The following is a 20,632-nucleotide window of genomic DNA, read 5'->3' on the forward strand; positions in this document are numbered from 1 at the left end:
TACAAAACGCCGTTCTGTTAACTTATTGCCTTGGCTCAAGTTAACAGAACGGCGTCTTTTTTAATTGACTAATTTTCAATCCAATGTTGGTGACAGAGCGTTTATTTAATTACGACTAGCTTTAACTTCTGCCAAACGACTCGTGGCTGCTGTCAGTTTTTGTTGCCAATCAGCTTGCTTACTTCGCTCTTCAGCGACAACTGCTTCTGGCGCATTAGCAACGAAGCGTTCATTACCCAGTTTCTTTTCGGAACGAGTTACTTCATTCTGCAAATTTGCGACTTCTTTTTCAAGACGCGCAATTTCATCATCCAAGTTAATCAATTCAGCTAACGGAATGTAAACTTCCGCATCAGAAATGATGGCTGACATGGCCAGTTTTGGCGCTACAACATCTGGTCCAATCTGCAAATCACTCGGGTGACAGAACCGATCCACAAAATCACGATTTGTTTCAAACAGTGTCTTCAATTCTGGATTATTGGTCTTAATCAGCAGTTCAACGGCACTACTCATCGGTGCGTTGGCTTCACCACGAATATTACGGACTGCAGTAATCAACTCAATTAAGCGGCCCATATCAGTTTCAGCTTTGGCATCATCAAAGTCATCGTGAACAACTGGGTAGTCCGCCACCATGATTGATTCACCCTCATGCGGCATGTCCTGCCACAGCTCCTCCGTTACGAATGGCATCAACGGATGCATCAAACGTAGCGTCTGGTCAAGAACATAACCCAAGACATTTTGAGTGTTCTTCTTAGCAGCTTCGTCATCCCCGTTAAGCACTTCCTTGGTCATTTCAATGTACCAGTCACACAGGTCATTCCAAATGAAATTATAAAGTGCACGGCCAACTTCACCAAATTCAAACTTATCAAATAAACGGTGAACATCGGCAACTGTTTGGTTCAACCGGCTCAAAATCCACCGGTCCGCCAAATTCCAGTTTGCTTTTTCTGGCAAAACCGGTTTCTCCATGTCGCCCAAATTCATAATGACGTAACGACTGGCATTCCAAATCTTGTTAATGAAATTCCATGCTGCATCGAGTTTGGTCGTATCATAGCGAACATCTTGACCTGGCGTTGAACCGTTAGCCAAGAACCAGCGCATGGCATCGACACCGTACTTATCAATGACATCCATTGGATCGATCCCATTGCCAAGTGACTTACTCATTTTACGACCTTGATTATCCCGCATCAAACCATGCATCAGCACATTCTTAAACGGCCGTTTGCCAGTAAATTCAACTGATTCAAACATCATTCTGGATACCCAGAAGAAAATAATATCGTAACCAGTAACCAAATCATCAGTCGGGAAATACCGTTTGAAATCTGGATTATCAGTATCTGGCCACCCCATGGTCGTCATCGGCCACAAACCGGAGCTGAACCAAGTATCCAAAACATCTGGATCTTGTGTCCAGTTTTCTTCATCCTTCGGTGCTTCCATACCAACATACGTTTCACCAGTCTGCTTATTATACCAAGCTGGAATTCGATGTCCCCACCATAGCTGACGGGAAATAACCCAGTCGTGAACGTTATTCATCCACTGTTCATAGGTATCTTCAAACCGTGAAGGCCAGAATGTGACCTTATCGTCCGTTTTTTGGTGATTCAATGCCTGTTCTGCCAATGGCTTCATCTTGACAAACCACTGGGTTGAAAGACGGGCTTCAACCTGCACACCGGTCCGTTCTGAGTGACCAACTGAGTGCACGATTGGGTCAATCTTTAGCATCCAGCCACCGTCCTGCAAGTCTTGAACAATGGCCTTACGAGCGTCAAAACGATCCATCCCGTTATACTTACCGGCATTTTCGTTTAACGTTGCGTCCTCATTCATGGTATTGATCCGTTTGAGATTATGACGGTTACCTACCAGAAAGTCATTTGGATCATGAGCAGGCGTAATTTTAACCATCCCAGTTCCAAACTCAGGGTCAACGTATTCATCTGCAATAATCGGAATCTCGCGGTCAACTAATGGCACCTTAATGTGTTTGCCAACTAATTCCTTATACCGTTCGTCACTTGGATGGACGGCAACAGCAACGTCACCAAACATTGTTTCAGGACGAGTCGTCGCGATTTCGATGTAATCCTTGCCTTCATACGTCGTGCCATCCGTGAATGGATACTTAACGTGGTAGAAAGCACCCTTATCGTCCTTGTGGATAACTTCAATATCAGACAACGCTGTGCGGGCTTGTGGATCCCAGTTAATAATGTATTCACCACGATAGATCAAACCCTTGTTATACAAATCAACAAACACCTTACGAACAGCCTTAGAAAGACCTTCATCAAGTGTAAACCGTTCGCGACTGTAATCCATGGACAGACCTAACTTAGCCCATTGCTTATGGATGGTAGCAGCATATTCGTCCTTCCAGTCCCAAACTTGTTCCACGAACTTTTCGCGACCAAGATCGTAACGAGAAATTCCTTGTTCACGCAAACGGGCCTCAACCTTTGCTTGCGTGGCAATACCAGCGTGATCCATACCAGGAACCCACAATGTGTCGTAGCCTTCCATTCGTTTGTAACGGACCAGCATATCTTGCAGGGCGGTATCCCAAGCGTGACCTAGATGAAGCTTCCCCGTCACGTTTGGTGGTGGCAAAACAATCGAATAAGGCTTGGCCTTTTTGTCGCCAGATGGCTTAAATAATCCTGCATCCAGCCATTTTTGATAGCGACCATTCTCAACGGCACGTGGATCATATTTAGTCGGTAAATCTTTAGTTGCCATGTAATCATTCCTTTCAACTCATCATAATTTTTAAGTCATGTTATCAACGTGTGGTGAAAGCAACTTGTTATGCCTTCAAACGAAAAAACGCCCTAATTTCCATACAGAAATTAGGACGATTTATCGCGGTACCACCTAAATTGGGTAATGCTACCCCACTCAAGCACGGTTTAACGGACGTAACCCGAATTCACCTACTAACGCTCATCACTCAAGCGGATTCAGCAAACCTGCCAACAAGCTACTTTCGCTACACGTCGTTTACCGGTCTTCCATCAACACCAGCTTGCTATAAAACCACGATTCACTACTCTCTTGTTCAATGCATTATTCGTTTTCAAACATCTTTAATATTTTTTATCATAAACTGTCCATCATTGACCGTCAAGATGGTTTTCCATCTCACAATTAAAGCGGACTATTTTTCAAACTGTTCTAGTGCATCTAAAGCGGCCAAATAATCAGGCTCCTGACCAATGTTAGGAACAACTTGGCGATAGACGACTTTGCCCTCTGCATCCATTACGTAAACGGCTCGCGCAAGCACATCTAAATCGGGAACCAGCAGATTCGTCGCATAACCGAACGATTCTTCCTCATCTGACAACACAGATAAATTTGTCACACCTTCAGCCGCACACCAGTTTTTCTGTTCCAACGGTGTATTCTTCGAAACGGTCACAAAACGAACATTTTGATGATAATCAGCCTGCTGATTAAATTTCTTGGTTTGCACAGAACATACTGGCGTGTTCAAATCTGGTACCACGCTAATGACCAGTGGTTTGCCCAACAATTCAGCCATTTTGACCTTATTGCCATCTTCATCAAATAATTTAAAATGCGGTAGCGCATCCCCAACGGCCAGCGGTTCACCGACCAGCTGTACTTTATTGTCATCTGCAACGATTTCCACAAGAACCACTCCTGTCTATTTAAATTCACTCACAAAGCACCACAAATTACGGTCATAAGGTGTTCGTTGAGCCTTATTCTAAACCATTTCCCCGTTAAGTAAAGGACTGGCACTTTAAATTTCAGTCTCGATTTACAAAGATTAATAAATAGTGCTGACCTGATTTTAGCAATTGTCGTAAAAAGAACTGTGACAAAGCCCGATTTGAGAACGAACATTAACCTAAAACTGACCCATTCCCGAACTTGGGGAATGGATCAGATTTGTAACAGTTTAATTTGAAGTTTAAACGTCAACCAATAGCAACTGTCTCTGCTAAAGGGCGTTAAAACTGACTACAAATTAACTTCCTTGTCATTAACCGAAACCGTCAGTGGATCACCAGAAATCAGTTTAACGTTTGTCCCGTTTGCATCCACATGAACTTCAATCAGACGACCGCGGAACAGTTGACGGAATTGGTAACTCGTCCATTTTTTCGGTAAGAATGGTGCAAAGTGTAACTCATCATCGCGAACCCGCATGCCAGCGAAACCTTGAACGATTGCTAACCAGCTACCAGTCATTGATGTAATATGCAAACCATCGACCGTATCATTATTGTAGTTGTCTAAATCCAAGCGTGATGTGCGTTCATACATTTCAACAGCCTTATCTTCATAATGCAGATCAGCGGCCAAAATTGAATGGATTGCTGCGGATAGGCTGGATTCATGAACCGTTAATGGCTCGTAGAAATCAAAGTTGGCCTTCTTTTGCGCAGGTGTAAAGTCATCGATAAAGTCCCAAACACCCTGTAGGACATCCCCTTGCTTAATGTAAGGGGACCGCAAAATTTTGTCCCATGACCAGTGTTGATTAATTGGCAATTGGTCAGCAGGAATCGCACTGACTGGTTCGATATCCTTATCAAGGAAACCGTCGTGTTGAACGAAAATGCCAAGTTTATCATCGTGTGGCAGATACATCTTATCGACGATATCTTGCCATTGCTTCTTTTCTTCATCACTAACGGCTAAATCAGCCGCCTGCTTAGCGTCAACCTCTTGCAATACCTGTAACGTGTACTTCAACGTCCATTGAGCCAAATAGTTTGTGTACCAGTTGTTGTCGACGTTATTTTCGTATTCATCCGGACCTGTTACACCATGAATCATGTACTGTTGATTACGTTTGGAGAAGTGAACACGGTCAGCCCAGAAGCGGGAAATTTCCGTCAACACCTTACTGCCTTCATGTAAGACATAACTCTTGTCGCCCGTGTAACGCGTGTAGTTGTATATCGCAAACGCAATGTCACCATTACGGTGAATTTCTTCAAACGTAATTTCCCATTCATTGTGTGATTCAATACCGTCAAACGTAACCATTGGGAACAAGGCACCTTTAAGTCCCTGCATCTTTGCATTATGGTACGCACCATCCAATTGTTGATAACGATACATCAACAGATTGCGGGTAACTTTTTGATCCGTTACACCGAGATAAACGGGAACGGCGAACGCTTCCGTGTCCCAGTAGGTAGCACCACCATACTTTTCACCAGTGAAGCCCTTTGGTCCGATATTCAACCGTGAATCTTCACCATAGTACGTTGAGAACAACTGGAACAGGTTAAAGCGAATTCCTTGTTGCGCACCAACGTCCCCTTCAATAGAAACATCACTCTTTGTCCAGCGGTCAGCCCAAACGGCTGTGTGTGCCTGGTAAAGGTCATCAAATGATTGCTTGTTAATGTCTGACGTCAAGTCGTGCATTCCTGCCGTCAAAGCAATTTGGTCATCGTAATCACGTGATGTTACCACAATCACACGTTTTTCCAACTGAGCCGTTTCACCAGCAGCCAATTCACCGCCAAATTCATTCGTAACTTCAGTTGCTGTTTGAACACCGCTTTCAACAGCTGGCAACGTGCTCTTATTGGTCATTTGCATCCCAACAGTAAATTGAGGCGTGCCAAAATTGTTTGGCTTGGTCTTGGTCACCACTTCGCCTTGGTCACTGGTACCGCCAAGATTCAGTACATCCCAGAACCGTTCGTCGTAATTGGCGTCCTCGTTTTGAACGTCAGCATCCAACGATGAGTTTAATTCTAGCTTAACGGCTTGATCGCCCACGTTTTTAACACTAACTCGAATAACTGCTAACTCTTTTTGTGCAGCACTAACAAACCGTTCAAACGTGAAAGCTAACTTAGCTGCACCCTTCGTCACGGTGAATGTCCGGGTCAACAAAGCATGTTGCATGTCCAAATCAAGTTTAAAATCACTCACTTGATCTTTGGCCAAATCAAGCTTTTCGCCATTAATCACCTCATTGACCTTAATGAAGTTAACTGCGTTGATAACTTTACCAAAGTAAGCAGGATAACCATTCTTCCACCAACCAACACGTGTCTTATCTGGGAACCACACGCCCCCAAGATAAATACCAGGTAAAGTATCGCCACTGTAATCTTCTTCAAAGAAGCCGCGGAGCCCCATATTACCGTTACCAAGACTGGTCATCGATTCCTGTAGGCGCTTGTCCTCTGGATCAAATTTACGAGTTACGACGTTCCATGGTTCAATGTCAAACGTTTGTTTCATAGTTTTATTCGTCCCTTCTCACATATATTGTTCTCTGCTCAGTGCAAACTGGGCTTCGGCATCACTCTAAACGTGCACCCAACTTCTGAATCCTGTGCATAAGCCACAAGCCGAAGTATTCGGAAAATCACCGAATTCTCCGTCTTGTTTCTTATTGCTCGGATTCACCCGAAGTTAGGCATCACTCTAAACGTGCACCTGTCGTCCAGAAGTCTGTGCATAACATGAAAGTCGTTTCATTCGGAAACCCCACCGAATGCTACGTCTTTTACGTTATTGCTCAACTTCTCCCAGGGCTTCGGCATCACTCTTCTAAAACGTGCACCTGTCGCCCAGAAGTCTGTGCATAACATGAAAGTCGTTTCATTCGGAAACCCCACCGAATGCTACGTCTTTCACGTTATTGCTCAACTTCTCCCAGGGCTTCGGCATCACTCTTATTCCGCATACGTTTCGTGAACGATACCAACTGAAAGCGCACCAACTAATAATAGAATACCGGAAAGTAAAATCATAACAGGCATGGATGAACCCAAAAGTGGGAACAAACCAAAACTAAGCACACTGGCAACGATCTGTGGCAAACAAATTGAACCGTTGAATAATCCAAGATAGGTCCCCATGTTGGCACCAGAAAGTGCGTTTGTCAGAATTGTGAATGGGAAGGCCATCATTGAAGCCCAAGCAATACCAATTAAAATAAATGAAACAATTAATAACCAGCGATTGTGGATAAAGAATACTGATCCAAAACCAACGGCTCCTAAGGCAAGTCCTAAAGAGTAAGCTTGTTTGTGCAAGTTGTTTGGTACTCGTGCAATAACAAGTGACCATACAACAGCAGCAAGTGATTGAACGGCTGACATTAAACCAAACCAGTTACCAGCGGCCTGATACCCTGCGCTTGCTGGGTTAACTGCCTGCCAAACATTTTTAGAAATCGCACCAGTACCGTAAGTCCATAGATACTGGAAACCCATCCAACAGAAGAATTGGACGACCGTAACAGTCCAGAATACTTTAGGCGCATGTGCTAACAACTTGAACATGTTTTCGCTCTTCTTGTTAGCATTTTCATCAATGTTATGATACCGCGCGTATGTAGCAGGATCGTATTCCTTCACACGGAAAACCGTGAATAAGCTACAAATGATCAGGATAACCGCGCCAACATAGAATGAAATAACAACAGATTGTGGTACAACACCCTTTTTAGCTGTGTTGGCAACACCAAGTGCTGTCAATAAAAACGGAAAGACAGAAGCTAAAACGGCACCTGTGTTAGAAAGAAAACTTTGAACACCGTATGCAAAACCTTTTTGGTCATCGTTGACCATGTCACCAACCATCATTTTGAATGGTTGCATCGCAACGTTACTGGATAAATCCATGAACAAAATGGTAATAGCACCAAACCAAAGTGCTGTCAGTGATGCATAACCAAATCCAAAACTACCAGCATTTGGCAATAACATCATGACAATAACCGCCACAATGGCACCAATTAGCAAGTAAGGAATCCGGCGACCAAGTTTAGGCATCCAGGTCCGGTCTGAGTAATAACCAACTAATGGTTGAACAACTAACCCAGCTAACGGTGGCAAGATAAAGAATGCCCCTAATTTAGTTGGATCTGCCCCAATCGTTTGGAAAATCCGACCCATGTTTGAGCTCTGTAACGAAAAGGCCATTTGGACCCCAAGAAAACCAAAACTGATCATCCAAATAACACTAGCAGGTAATGTCGGTAATTTATGCTTTTTATCGACGCTCTGCGATGACGACTTATTCTCTGCCATGCTGCTTCCTCCATTTCAAAAATAAAACCAATAATTGCAAATGCGTTGTTATTGAGCAACGTTGATTAATCGATATTCATTATGCAACCGCTTACAATAAAATGCAACCGTTTGCACAAAAGTTTTTTAAACTTTTTTACTTACTTGTCTTAATTTATAAAACTGTCTATCAGTCTCACTTTATCAGTCACAAATAAAAGCCATCGCTATCGTAACACCTTGTTATTGTCCCCTTAGAGTAGACAGACGAAATAATAAATCGTCTATCTATTTCTAAGGGGATTTTTGTATGGAAAAACAAGGACGTTCGTATAGTCTTGAACAAAAGCTAGACACTCTTTATCAGTTCAAACACTCAGGCAAAAGCATGAGGGCATTCACCAAGGACTTTGGAATCGCATTTGTAACACTTAAAAAGTGGCTTGACCTTGAACAATTAGAAGATTTTAAAGCGCTTGAACCAAGTCATGAATGGAAACGGTATTCGCAAGATACAAAGAATGCCGCAGTTCATGATCGCTTAGTCAATGGACTGTCTCAACTAGATATCGTTAAAAAGTATCAGATTAGTTCTACTTCTGTTTTACGAAGGTGGGTAAATCAGTATACTAATGGCAAGGAAATCAAAGCCACTAGTAAAGGACAAACAACCCATATGAAACAAGGTCGAACCACCAGCTATCAAGAACGTATTGAAATCGCACAATATGCCCTCGCTCATGAGAAGGATTATCACACAACTGCCAATCATTTTAACGTGTCCTATCAACAGGTTTACACATGGGTACGTAAATACGAGAAGGATGGGATTAATGCGCTTCAGGATCGTCGTGGAAAGCGACTAAATCGTGAACCTGAGGAGCTAAGCGAAAAAGAGCGTTTAGAGTTGCGCATCAAAGAGCTGGAAGAGCGCAATGACTTCTTAGAAACACGTGAAGATTTGGCAAAAAAATTACGGGAGATTCAAAGGAGGAATCAATAGATTGGTTACACCCAGTAACCCGAATCGAACGTTATCAGGCGATTCAGGAATTGTCTGAACAAACTAATCCACGAACGCACAAACCTTATGTCATCGAACAGCTTTGTGCCCTTACAGGTATCAAGCGCGCCGCCTATTACAAATGGACACACCGAAAGCCTAATCAACGTGAGCTTGATAATGAAGTCATTTGGCAGTTCATTGAAGAACGTGAAGCTCGTGACTATGGCATCTATGGCTCACAACGAATGACACGGCTGATTAACCGTGAAACTGAGTTTCACGTTAATCGCAAGCGTGTGTATCGCTTGATGGATGCTCACGGCATGACCGCTTCAATTCGTAAAGCGAAGGTTGACCGTAAGTCCCAGAAAGCTGAAGTCATTACCGCAAACATCCTTGACCGTAAGTTTTCCGCTAACGAACCAAACCAACGATGGGTTACCGACTGCACTGAATTACAGTACGGCATAGATACCCTTAACAAAGTGAAACTAAGTGCCATTAAAGACCTCTATGACCATTCAATCATTGCCTATAATCTTAGTGACACAGAAACAGCGGCGGCTGTGACTATCACATTACACCGGGCCTTAGAAACTTGCCCAGACGCAGAACCACTGTTACATACTGACCGTGGTTCTGCGTATACAGCTCGAATCTATGACTTAGAATTACGTCAACATCACATCACACACAGTATGTCTCGTGGTGGTAAACCTATTGATAATGGCGCCATGGAAACCTTTTGGAGTCATATCAAAGATGAATGGTTTGATCTACGACCGGCCGGCACGTTCAAAGAACTTGTCGCCTTAGTCGACGCTGGGATCGACTGGTATAACAATGGTCGTCCGCAAGAAACACTAAACGGCCTGACTCCGAATGAATATCGGAATCAGACCGTTCGCAAAGCAAGTTAATTTATATTATTTCGACTGTTTACTTGACTGGGTCATGTCCACCTGCATACGGCGTCACCATAACGATGGCTTTCAATTTTTTAACGCGTTAATTAGTTCAACTGTTCAAACGGCAGAATGATTCGATTCTCGTGACCTGCTTCCGTTGAATGCTTGCGAAAAACCAGTTCAGCCGCAGCAGCACCCAACCGTTCAGGATACAGATCAATTGAATGAAAATTGACGTTTGGTAACGGCAACGAAATCGATCGGTTATAGCTGACCAATGGCACCTGTACGTCCGGATGAACATGCTGCCAACGTTGATAAAACGATAGCCCAATTAGATCATCCGTGGCTAAAATACCATCAATATTGGGATGATTCTCAAGCCATTCGGTTATCGAAGCAATCGGTGCATCAGCACGTGGCAACTGCGTTTCAACGGTTGGCACACCACGCTTAGTAGCAATCTGTTTAAAGCCTTGCCGACGATTTTGTTCGTACGGCCAATCTACTGCGGAACTCACAAATACAGGGCGATTAGCGTGAAGCTTATCAATCAAATACGTCGCTCCTGCCTCACCAGCAGCCACATTGTCATTGTCAACATAATCATCATCGTGGCTAACACTTGGTTGACCAACAATGACAAACCGTAGTCCAGCTAACCGCAAGTAATCGGCAACAGGATCATCTTCGTGGGAATATAGTAACACAAAACGTTTAACTTTAGCCTGATCAACCATTGCTGACACATTGGTCAGAACGTCATCAGACGTTTCACCAATCGCAACTGACAGCACATACTGCCGTTGTGTCAGCACCCTATTGATGCCACGCATAGCATCAATAAAGAACGGGTTACCCTGCGTGCTACTTTGACTGGGTGGGAACACGACACCGACCACATTTGCTTCACCACGGGTTAAACTCTTCGCGTTATAGTTGGGGACGTATCCCAAACGTGCCGCTAGCGACTGAATGCGTCGTCTTGTAGCCGCCGAAATCCGTGGATTATCGTTCAAAGCTCGCGATGCCGTTGAAACCGACACCCCCGCTTGATTTGCAATATCCCTGATCGTTATCATGCCTACACCTGACTTTTCAAAATAATCTTTTTTATTATTATAGCAGTTCGGCGAATACGTCTTCTTGTTGATTTAAGAAAGTTTCACCAGGATGAATCTCCGTCATTTTGACACCAGCCAATGCTTCTTCGAGCAACCCTTCGACATCGATCCGCTGTTCAAACTCACGCGTCCGATCCAAGTTTGGCTTTGTCTTAGGTGCTGGTGGGGCAAAAATCGTACAACAATCTTCAAACGGTAACACCGACAGATCAAACGTATCGATCTTCTTGGCAACATCAATGATTTCATTCTTATCCATTGAGACCACCGGACGTAAGATCGGCATGGTCGTCACATCATTAATAGCCAGCATGCTTTCCATCGTTTGAGACGCAACCTGACCAAGAGATTCGCCGTTAAAAATGCCTAGCCCGTGGCGTTTTTCTGCCAAAGCAACGGTCAAACGTAACATCATGCGACGTTGCACCGTCATCAGATAGCCTTCAGGAACCTTCTCCTTGATTTCTTCCTGAATCTTGGTAAATGGCACCTGAATAAACCGAATCTTGCCAGTATAGGCCGTCAACTTAGCCGTTAATTCCATGGCCTTATCCAGTGCCTGTTGACTCGTGTATGGCGGGCTAAAGAAATGCACCATTTCGACTTGCACGCCACGTTTCATCGCTAGGTAAGCCGCAACTGGTGAGTCAATGCCTCCTGACAACATCATCATCCCTTTACCAGCGGTTCCCACAGGCATTCCCATGGCACCAGCAAACGTTTGACTAGACAGAAAGATCCCGTTATTACGCACTTCAACCCGTAGCGTTAAATCCGGTTGCTTCATCTGGACATGAATATCATCAAAAGCATTTAAAATGACGCCACCAAGGTGGTCGTTCATCTCATACGTGCTCAAACCAAAATGGTGATTAGAACGGCGTGTATCGATTTTAAACGTCATGCCTGGCTTGTATTGCTCTTTAACCATATCAATGGCTTGTTGGTCAACCAGCGCCTGATCCAGATCCACCTTAACGGACGGTGAATAGTTTTCGATCCCAAAAACGTTGCTCAACCGCTTCATCACTAACGCTGAGTCTGCACCATTAAGTGTTAAGTGCATTCTGTCGTGGTCAGGATGCACCTTCACGTCGGGAATGTCATGGAGCACGCCACGAACATTATTACCTAAACGGTCAATAAACGACTTGCGGTTTTTCCCCTTTGTTGATAATTCGCCATAGCGAACCATTATTTCATCATATTGCATTAACGAGCCTCCCTTATTTGTCTTCAATTACCTTTTTGTTAAGCAAAATTAGCAGCTAATTACGTGCCTACTATTTGTAACAAAGTCACTCAATCGCCTAGCTATTAATTTTCTTAAACTGTTCATATAATTGATCGAACACCTGATTAAATGTATCTGCTTCAGCTAACGTATTGTTTTCATCCAAACTTACACGAACAGCACTGGTTGAAATTTGATCTGGCACCTTCATTGCTTTAAGCGTGCTCGAGGCCAAATGCTTCTTGGAAGAACAAGCGCTCGTTGTTGAAATGTAGATATCATGATCCTCAAAAGCATGCACAATCGTTTCGCCACGAACTCCTTCAATAGCAAAGCACAAAATGTGCGGTGCAAAATGATCATTGTCCTGTGAAAACAACGTGACTTTTGGAAAATCTTTGATGTGTTTCAAAATTCGGCTGCGCACTGCCCGTTCATTTGCAACATTGGTCTTTTCATTTGTGAGTAACAAACGTAGTGCACGAGCCATACCCGCGATTGCAGGTAAATTCTCTGTCCCACTACGCAAATTACGTTCTTGACCACCACCGGTCATCAATGGCGCAATTCGTTTACCAGAACGGGCGTAAATAAAGCCGATACCACGAGGTGCATGGAACTTATGACCGGAAAAAGTAATAAAGTCAACACGGTCATTAAAAATCAAATCAGAGATACCTTTACCAATGCCCTGTACAGCATCAATGTGAAAGTGAATCGTTGGATAATCCTGTAAAACGGCTGCAATATCCTTTAATGGTTGGATACTGCCAACTTCATTATTAACGGCCATCACAGAGACTAAAATCGTATCTGGTCGAATTGCCGCCTTCACATCGGCTGCACTGACGCGACCCTCTTCATCAACAGGTAAATACGTAATCTCGTAACCAAGTTGTGCCAATTGTTCCATAGAGTTGTGCACTGCTGGGTGTTCCACAGAAGAAGTAATAATGTGGCGACCAAACGCCCGTTTTTCCATTGCGGTACCCTTAACGACCCAGTTGTCACCTTCAGTACCACCACTGGTAAATAAAATTTCACTCAACTTAACGCCTAACAAATCGGCAATCTGTTGACGAGACTGTTCCAGTAAGTTATAGGCTTGTTCACCAAAATTATGCAAAGACGACGGATTGCCCCAAATGGTTTGACTGACTTTGGAGTATGTCTCCAAAACAGATGGTGCCACCTTTGTCGTTGCGCTGTTATCAAAGTAAATCATGTTGTCCCTTCCTCGTTTTAAATTCGGTTCGACTCGAGTTAAAAACTTGAATCAGTATATCACGTTTGCCCGCCCTCATGCGAACATCTGTCCATTCACTCCAGTAATGCTCACCAATCCCTTTTTAAAGAGAATTCAGCTAATTATCTAAGACTTCGCTATGGCAGGCATTACGCAACCTAATGCCATTACACTGACGCAAACATTGCTCAGCGAGTGCGAGTTAACTCCATACAAGACATGTCTTATTCCCATCCGATTATGAATCATCGATCACCTCATTATTCATCGCGAAACGAACGTGTTAATGTCGGCAGCCGCACGTTTGTGACTGTTCCTGTTGTAACGAAAAAACGATCGTCCATGCATACTCTGCACAGACAATCGGCATTTTCAATTAACTCTCATGAAACAATTCATCTCATTTGAAGTGGAAAGTCTGGTTACGCTTGTGAAGTCGGCGTTTCCGGCTGATCACCATAGTAACTATCTTCAATTCGTTTGTACGCGCCTGGCTCAATCTTTTCCAGTGCGTTAGCAATTGTCTCTAATGACTCGGAATACTTATAATCGCGATCAAACAGCTGCTGAGCGCGCTGACTGGCCGCAACCATTTCTTCATCCGAATTGCGGTAACGGTTAGCATATTGAAGCAATTGCTCAGCCAGCACTGCGCTGTCACGAACGTCATTACTCTTTTCCGTTAAGGTAGCCAAGTCGGCCTGAATCATCACTAACTGCTTGGTCACGTCTTCCATATTGATCTGAGTTCGGCTCAGAGCACCACCCAGTTTCTCTACTTCATCACTGACAACATAGAAATAATCCAAGTAGTCCTTGGGCAGACCAGGTAGATTCAGACTCTCTAACTGACGTTTGATGGTGTGCATTTGGTTATCAAACTGCTGGAAACGTTGTCGTGCCTTCTGTTCCTGTGCTCCCAATCCTTTGATACCATCATTGATTTGACGTTGTTGCTGTTCAATTTGTGTCAGGGTTTGTAGCTGATCCAACTGATGCTGTTGAATGTTGGAGTAGCTATCGGTATGCGTTGCTAATGCATTGACATCCGTACGATAGTATTCTTCGATTTTTTCAATTTCCGTTGCCAGCGCCTGCGCGTTGTCGACCTCACCATGATTCAAGACATAGCTTTGTCCAAGTCGATCCAGCTCAACCTGAAGGGCCCGATTTTGTTGTTTGGCGTGTGCCAAGAAAGCTTGTAACTCTTCGTTTTGATCATCAACTTCAGGCTTGGCCTTAACTTCTTTTTCAAGGACTGCATATAAATCATCAATTTGAACTTCAATATTGTGATTATCAGCGGTCGTTGTGGCGACATCTAAATCGGCTAAATGTTGATTGGCAGTCTGAATTTCACCTTTAATCCGGTTTACTTGACCGGGAATATCTACATTGCCAAACACAAAATTCTGCGAAGTCATCTGTTGGTAACCGTCAACAATGTCGTTCAGTTGATCATTGAAACCACTCTTTAAGTCACGGTACAGTGGTGGAATGGTATCGATCAAATGATCCAAGTCATCCGTTCCTTCGGTCAACTGATCCAATACTTTTTGGGCAGCAACATGATCGCCCTGTTGAGATAAGTTTGTAAACTCATCAAACTGATCTTCGAGTTCAGCAAGATTGTGTTCTAACTTATCTATACTAGGACCAAAACTTAAATTCTGCGACAAGAGTACCTTCCGCAAATCTTGGTACTTCTTTTCCAATTGATTAACAGCAGCTCGGTGATCACTGTCGACCTTTTTTAATGCCTCGAGGCCACCCTGAACATGCGTCAACTTATCCGTCGCGTCGTCCAGTAAGTCAGTCGCTTGTTGCAATTCATTACGGGTTTTAACAAAGTTAATGCCCCGCGCGTCAACCATTAACTGATTAATAACCTGATCAATTTGTGGTAACGTTTTTGTTTCCACGCCCTGATATTCATCTGTTAACCCATTGAAAGCAGTCAACGACTGGCCCGTCAAGCTCAATTGATGACCGGTCTCAACTTGTTTGTCCACGTGAAGTTGACGTAGATCTTCGCGTCGATCCTTCAGCGCTTGAATTCGCCGACCCGTTATTTTTTGGAACGCAAAGACCGCTCCAAACAAGATAATTGCTAGAATGATGATGCCAATTAAAACTTGAACCATTTTGCACGTCCATCCCCGTTTGCAAGCCATTGATTGCTTGCTTTTTTGAAATAAATCATTAAAATGTACGTCATCAAATTGAAATATCACTAATTGAAACGTAACTAACTAATGAAAAGTATAGCATAGCCAGTTTTTCGCTTTAGATTACGTTTCTGTGACTTTATACTTTTTTAGGTCTTACCCAAGGAGGATCACATGTCTGAAACAACGAAATCCCTATTAAATCAGCAATTAGACGCCCTCTTAACTGACGAGCACGATTTAATTGCAAATTTAGCAAACGCATCTGCTTTATTGAAACAAACGATTCCTGATCTCAACTGGGCCGGGTTCTACCTATACCACCCAGCTGACGATGAACTTCTGTTGGGCCCGTTTCAGGGAAACGTCGCTTGTGTTCATATTAAACCAGGCCGTGGTGTTTGTGGCACAGCGTTGACTACCCAAGAAGTGCAAGTTGTGCCAAATGTTCACGAGTTTGCCGACCACATTGCATGTGATTCTGCCAGCAATGCTGAGCTCGTGATTCCATTAACGAAAAATGACACTAAAATTGGCGTCATGGATTTAGACTCGCCAACATTAAATCGTTTTAGCGATGAAGACGTGACCGAACTAACCGCATTTGCCCAGGTTCTGGTAAGCCATCTTGACATTACCGCCTAAATCACGGTATACTATTTCAGTTGTAAAATTTGCAGCAGTAGGTGGTAAGCTCGTCAACAGATTGGTGCCGGCGATTGCCTAGTGCCATCGTTGGTTCAATTAGTACCCGGGGCTGCTCCGGTGAACATTGCAAAACAACCTGCACGAATACCGAGCCTACACTTCGCATATTTTACTCCAAACAAATTATTTGGAGGACATTTAAATGTCACGTTATACAGGTCCTTCCTGGAAATTGTCACGTCGTTTAGGCGTTTCACTTTCAGGAACAGGTAAAGAATTAGCTCGTCGTCCCTACGCCCCTGGTGATCATGGTCAAGGTCGTCGTGGTAAGGTTTCAGAATATGGTACACAATTACGTGAAAAGCAAAAGTTGCGTTTCACCTACGGCATGACTGAACGTCAATTTGCTAACTTGTTCATTAAAGCTGGTAAAATCCGTAAGGGCACGCATGGTACTAACTTCCTCGTTCTGTTGGAACGTCGCTTAGACAACATGGTTTACCGTTTAGGTTTGGCTACTACTCGTCGTCAAGCTCGTCAATTGGTTAACCATGGTCACATCACTGTTGATGGCAAACGTGTTGACATTCCTTCATACGAAGTTAAAGTTGGCCAAGAAATTGCCGTTCGTGACAAGTCAAAGAAATTAGTTATTATCCAAGCCGCTGTTGAAGCCGTTGTTGGTCGCCCAGCTTACGTTGAGTTCGATGCTGACAACTTAAAGGGTTCATTAGTTCGCTTGCCAGAACGTGAAGATCTGGATGCTGATATTGACGAATCATTAATCGTTGAATACTACAACAAGTTGTAATTTTCTTACTTCTTGTTTTCAAAACCGGTGGGCTCGCTCATCGGTTTTTTCTATGCCCTTTTTAACCAGTTACAAGCTCCAAATGCATAGTCACACATAATGATTATGTTATACTAGCCAGTGAGAAATCAACTGGGGAGGTATTGATATGGCTGATAATCATGGCACAGACGGTGATACGAACCAACGCCTTTCAAATGCAATTTATGGTACTCCAAAAATCAACCCAGACGAACAGCGTCATTATCTGGGAACATTTCGTGAACGCGTTGCACTGACCATGACCGTTGCTCAACTTAAGAGTGGCGATTACCTCACTGCGTTCGGCAACGACCTCAGTCAACGAGACGAAGTTAATAATACCGTGTTGATGAACGGAAATTTAGGTCAGGACGTTTTAGGCCCTTACATCCGAGCTACAACAATGCATGCGGTCTCATTTACAATTAAAAATGATCCGGAATATAAAATTGGTGACGATGACTTGGCGTTAGTTGTTACCGCCAAAACTGCCATTGACGTTAATCCTGTCGATATTGCCAAAAAATATGCTGGTCAAACTTCATCTGATAATGAGCAATCCCAGCCAGTAAGAAAAACAAGTTTTTGGCAGCGGTTATTCAATAAATGAAAACTATTACTGAATTCACTTTATAAACGCACTGGCTTCCCTCCCAGGGAACTCAGTGCGTTTATGTCACTAGATCACACACGTAACTGTAACTTACCATTTCTTTTAACCGGAGGAACACCTTGCAACCTTTAGCTTATCGCATGCGTCCTAAACGCATTGAAGATATCGTGGGCCAACAACATCTTGTTGGTCCTGGAAAAATCATTAACCGCATGGTTAAAGCGAAACTGCTTTCTTCCATGATTCTTTATGGTCCACCTGGCACCGGTAAAACAAGTATTGCAAGTGCTATTGCCGGATCAACTAAATATGCTTTCCGAATGCTTAACGCGGCGACTGATGGCAAAAAAGAACTTCAAATTGTCGCCGAAGAAGCTAAAATGAGCGGCACAGTGGTTTTATTACTAGACGAAATTCACCGTTTAGACAAAGTTAAACAGGATTTTCTGCTACCACTTTTAGAAAGCGGCGCCATTATTCTTATCGGGGCGACCACTGAAAATCCGTATATCAACATCAACCCTGCCATTCGTAGCCGTACCCAAATCTTCGAAGTTTATCCCCTCACTCCCGAAGATATTGAAACCGCCATCGACCGCGCACTTGCTGACGAGTCAAATGGTTTGGGCAAGATTAAGGTCAATCTAGATGAAAATGCCCGCCATCACCTTGCCAGCGCCACTAATGGCGATTTGCGTAGCGCGCTTAATGCATTAGAATTAGCAGTTCAATCTACTGATCCTGATGATGATAAAGCTGTCCACATCACACTTCCTATTGTTGAAGAATGTTTGCAGCGCAAAGCCCTGTCTGCTGATAAAGATGGTGACGCCCACTATGATGTCATTTCTGCTTTTCAAAAATCAATTCGCGGTTCAGACACCAATGCGGCTCTACATTACATGAGCCGTTTAATTGCCGCTGGTGACTTGACTATCATCTGCCGTCGACTTCTCGTCATCGCCTATGAAGACATTGGGCTAGCCAATCCTCCCGCCACTGCCCATACTGTGTCAGCCGTCACGGCAGCTCAACAGTTGGGCTTGCCGGAGGGACGAATTCCCCTAGCAGACGCTGTGATTGAGCTTTGTTTGTCTCCCAAATCAGACTCTGGCATCAGCGCAGTCGACAGTGCGCTGGCTGATGTCAACGCCGGCAAAAGCGGTGATATTCCCGCTCACTTAAAAGATGCCCATTATAAAGGTGCCGCTAAGCTGGGCCACGGCGTAAACTATCAATTTCCACATAACTTTCCTAATGACTGGGTAAGGCAGCAGTATTTGCCAGATAATTTGGCGAACGCAACCTATTATCATCCTAAGAACAATGGTCGCTACGAAACTGCGCTGGGTGAACAATATACTCGATTAATGGCAGCTAGTGGACATCCATTATCCGCCAAGAATAAAAAATAATGTTTTTCAAACAGCCAACACTAATAATTGCGTCTTTAAAAAAATCATGCTATGCTCAATATGAATTCTAAGATGTACGCAAGGCTCAACTTACAGTGTTGCCTTACAGTCTTTTTACTTAGGGTGTGACTCTAGTATCGCCTATGATAGGCCTTTTCTCTTGGTAATCAGAAGCCTTAACAGCCACGCCCACCTGCCTTGTCGCGGGTCAACTCTGAAGAGCCGGTTGTCGGCATCACTAGTTTTCATCAAAGTGCATACTTTGGAACGTCAGTCTCCTAGAGGCTGGCGTTTTTCTTTTGCTTGAATCGCCAAATTTTAGATACAATGAAAAAAATTCACCTCTATCGTTTTAGGTCCGAGTCATTTATAATTAACTCTCGCGAGGTAAGAATATGTTAATAAAAATTTTAATCTGCATTTTTGCACTCATTTTCTTTTTCATCAGTGGTTATCTCTGGCTTCACCGCCAAACAGGTTTTTTATTGTTTACACCTGAACGTCATCCACAAATTGGCACACTACTCACTTTTTGGTCCATCGAATTGTTCATCGTCGGACTGCTAGCTATCGCAGGCGTATTTAGTCTTGTTGTGATGGTAATCGCTTTGATTATCGGTTGCCTATCAGGGATGTTACTCGGATTAACGCTCGTCCGTTTTATAAACTAGCAGCCATAGCAGTTAGTGGTCTTTCCTTAACACTCTTCCCAAATTTGTCTCCTTGTTTATTATAAATCGCACGCAAAAACGGATTTTTGAATGAAAATACAGCGCTTTCACTTTTGTTTTCAAGCGGTTTACAGTAGAATAAAGGTAGAAAATAAAGGGGAGTGAATTTCATGGCACAACAATACAAACGGATTTTAGTTCCAATCGATGGTTCACGTGAAGCTGAATTGGCCTTTAAGAAGGCTGTCGCGGTTACACAACGAAATGGTGACGATGCCGAGTTGCACTTACTCCATGTTGTTGATACCCGTGCTTTCCAAAACATCTCAAGTTTTGACACAACCATGGTTGAACAAGTTACTGAAACGGCCAAGAAAACACTCGATAAGTATGCTGCCGAAGCCAAAGAGGCCGGCGTTAAGTGTGAATACTCAATCGAGTATGGCGCACCAAAGTCAATCATTGCACAAGAGGTGCCCAAGGAGCTCAATACTGATTTGATTATGATTGGTGCTACGGGACTGAATGCCGTTGAACGCTTATTAATCGGTTCTGTTACCGAATATGTCACTCGTGCCGCAGTTTGTGATGTCTTAGTTGTTCGGACTGATTTAGCTAACAAGCCTGTCTCAGCCAAGGAAGGCGCTCAAGCCACAAACAAGAAGTAATTTTTATTTAAATCAAAATGAAAAAAGATTCAATCCACGCGTTGTTCCCTG

General features: G+C 43.5%; 16 protein-coding genes and 1 other annotated feature. Of the genes, 8 read left to right on the top strand and 8 right to left on the bottom strand.

What is annotated here, in order from left to right; genetic code table 11:
* Positions 1–105 precede the first annotated feature (105 nt).
* The 4 genes from LROSL1_RS09340 to LROSL1_RS09355 form a co-directional block, all read right to left on the bottom strand.
* The gene (locus tag LROSL1_RS09340) at positions 106–2,766 is read right to left on the bottom strand and encodes a valine--tRNA ligase (RefSeq protein WP_178914421.1); all 2,661 of its coding nucleotides are present in this window, start codon (positions 2,764–2,766) and stop codon (positions 106–108) included.
* A gap of 108 nt (positions 2,767–2,874) precedes the next feature.
* Positions 2,875–3,098 (bottom strand) — a binding site (T-box leader).
* Between the two features lie 86 nt (positions 3,099–3,184).
* Entirely contained in the window at positions 3,185–3,682 is a 498-nt protein-coding gene (gene tpx, locus LROSL1_RS09345) for a thiol peroxidase (protein WP_017261215.1), read from the bottom strand.
* 335 nt (positions 3,683–4,017) lie between these two features.
* Positions 4,018–6,270, bottom strand: a complete 2,253-nt coding sequence (locus tag LROSL1_RS09350) for a glycoside hydrolase family 65 protein (RefSeq protein ID WP_178914422.1) — start codon at positions 6,268–6,270, stop codon at positions 4,018–4,020.
* A 437-nt stretch (positions 6,271–6,707) separates the two neighbouring features.
* Positions 6,708–8,069 carry an SLC45 family MFS transporter gene (locus tag LROSL1_RS09355; protein ID WP_161004266.1) on the bottom strand — a complete coding sequence of 454 codons (1,362 nt, stop codon included), beginning with the start codon at positions 8,067–8,069 and terminating at the stop codon, positions 6,708–6,710.
* A gap of 289 nt (positions 8,070–8,358) precedes the next feature.
* Here LROSL1_RS09355 and LROSL1_RS09360 point away from each other — a divergent pair, with 289 nt between their 5' ends.
* Together LROSL1_RS09360 and LROSL1_RS09365 are read left to right on the top strand one after the other, a co-directional pair.
* The gene (locus tag LROSL1_RS09360; protein ID WP_152323476.1) at positions 8,359–9,051 is read left to right on the top strand and encodes a helix-turn-helix domain-containing protein; all 693 of its coding nucleotides are present in this window, start codon (positions 8,359–8,361) and stop codon (positions 9,049–9,051) included.
* A gap of 50 nt (positions 9,052–9,101) precedes the next feature.
* A complete protein-coding gene (locus tag LROSL1_RS09365; RefSeq protein ID WP_017260421.1) occupies positions 9,102–9,974 on the top strand; it encodes an IS3 family transposase in 873 nt (290 codons plus the stop codon).
* 92 nt (positions 9,975–10,066) lie between these two features.
* On the opposite strand, the gene LROSL1_RS09370 is transcribed toward LROSL1_RS09365, so the two are convergent.
* The 4 genes from LROSL1_RS09370 to ezrA form a co-directional block, all read right to left on the bottom strand.
* The gene (locus LROSL1_RS09370; RefSeq protein WP_178914423.1) at positions 10,067–11,044 is read right to left on the bottom strand and encodes a LacI family DNA-binding transcriptional regulator; all 978 of its coding nucleotides are present in this window, start codon (positions 11,042–11,044) and stop codon (positions 10,067–10,069) included.
* 37 nt (positions 11,045–11,081) lie between these two features.
* The gene (gene thiI, locus LROSL1_RS09375; protein WP_178914424.1) at positions 11,082–12,299 is read right to left on the bottom strand and encodes a tRNA uracil 4-sulfurtransferase ThiI; all 1,218 of its coding nucleotides are present in this window, start codon (positions 12,297–12,299) and stop codon (positions 11,082–11,084) included.
* A gap of 97 nt (positions 12,300–12,396) precedes the next feature.
* Entirely contained in the window at positions 12,397–13,545 is a 1,149-nt protein-coding gene (locus LROSL1_RS09380; RefSeq protein WP_178914425.1) for a cysteine desulfurase family protein, read from the bottom strand.
* Positions 13,546–13,988: 443 nt separating this feature from the next.
* The gene (ezrA, locus tag LROSL1_RS09385) at positions 13,989–15,710 is read right to left on the bottom strand and encodes a septation ring formation regulator EzrA (RefSeq protein WP_017261221.1); all 1,722 of its coding nucleotides are present in this window, start codon (positions 15,708–15,710) and stop codon (positions 13,989–13,991) included.
* Between the two features lie 198 nt (positions 15,711–15,908).
* On the opposite strand from ezrA, the gene LROSL1_RS09390 reads away from it, so the two are divergent.
* The 6 genes from LROSL1_RS09390 to LROSL1_RS09415 all read left to right on the top strand — a co-directional run bounded on the left by LROSL1_RS09390 (position 15,909) and on the right by LROSL1_RS09415 (position 20,581).
* A complete protein-coding gene (locus tag LROSL1_RS09390) occupies positions 15,909–16,379 on the top strand; it encodes a GAF domain-containing protein (RefSeq protein ID WP_178914426.1) in 471 nt (156 codons plus the stop codon).
* 205 nt (positions 16,380–16,584) lie between these two features.
* Positions 16,585–17,193 (top strand): 30S ribosomal protein S4, encoded by a 609-nt coding sequence (rpsD, locus tag LROSL1_RS09395; protein ID WP_017261223.1) that lies wholly within the window; start codon positions 16,585–16,587, stop codon positions 17,191–17,193.
* A gap of 148 nt (positions 17,194–17,341) precedes the next feature.
* Entirely contained in the window at positions 17,342–17,824 is a 483-nt protein-coding gene (locus tag LROSL1_RS09400) for a YueI family protein (protein WP_017261224.1), read from the top strand.
* A gap of 143 nt (positions 17,825–17,967) precedes the next feature.
* Positions 17,968–19,242: a replication-associated recombination protein A gene (locus LROSL1_RS09405; protein WP_035143785.1), complete on the top strand. Its 1,275-nt coding sequence runs from the start codon at positions 17,968–17,970 to the stop codon at positions 19,240–19,242.
* 395 nt (positions 19,243–19,637) lie between these two features.
* On the top strand, positions 19,638–19,913 hold the full coding sequence (locus tag LROSL1_RS09410) for a hypothetical protein (protein WP_017261226.1): 276 nt from the start codon (positions 19,638–19,640) through the stop codon (positions 19,911–19,913).
* 170 nt (positions 19,914–20,083) lie between these two features.
* On the top strand, positions 20,084–20,581 hold the full coding sequence (locus tag LROSL1_RS09415) for a universal stress protein (RefSeq protein WP_017261227.1): 498 nt from the start codon (positions 20,084–20,086) through the stop codon (positions 20,579–20,581).
* The last annotated feature ends 51 nt before the right edge of the window (positions 20,582–20,632 follow it).

Source organism: Furfurilactobacillus rossiae, from assembly GCF_013394005.1.
Taxonomy (GTDB): domain Bacteria; phylum Bacillota; class Bacilli; order Lactobacillales; family Lactobacillaceae; genus Furfurilactobacillus; species Furfurilactobacillus rossiae.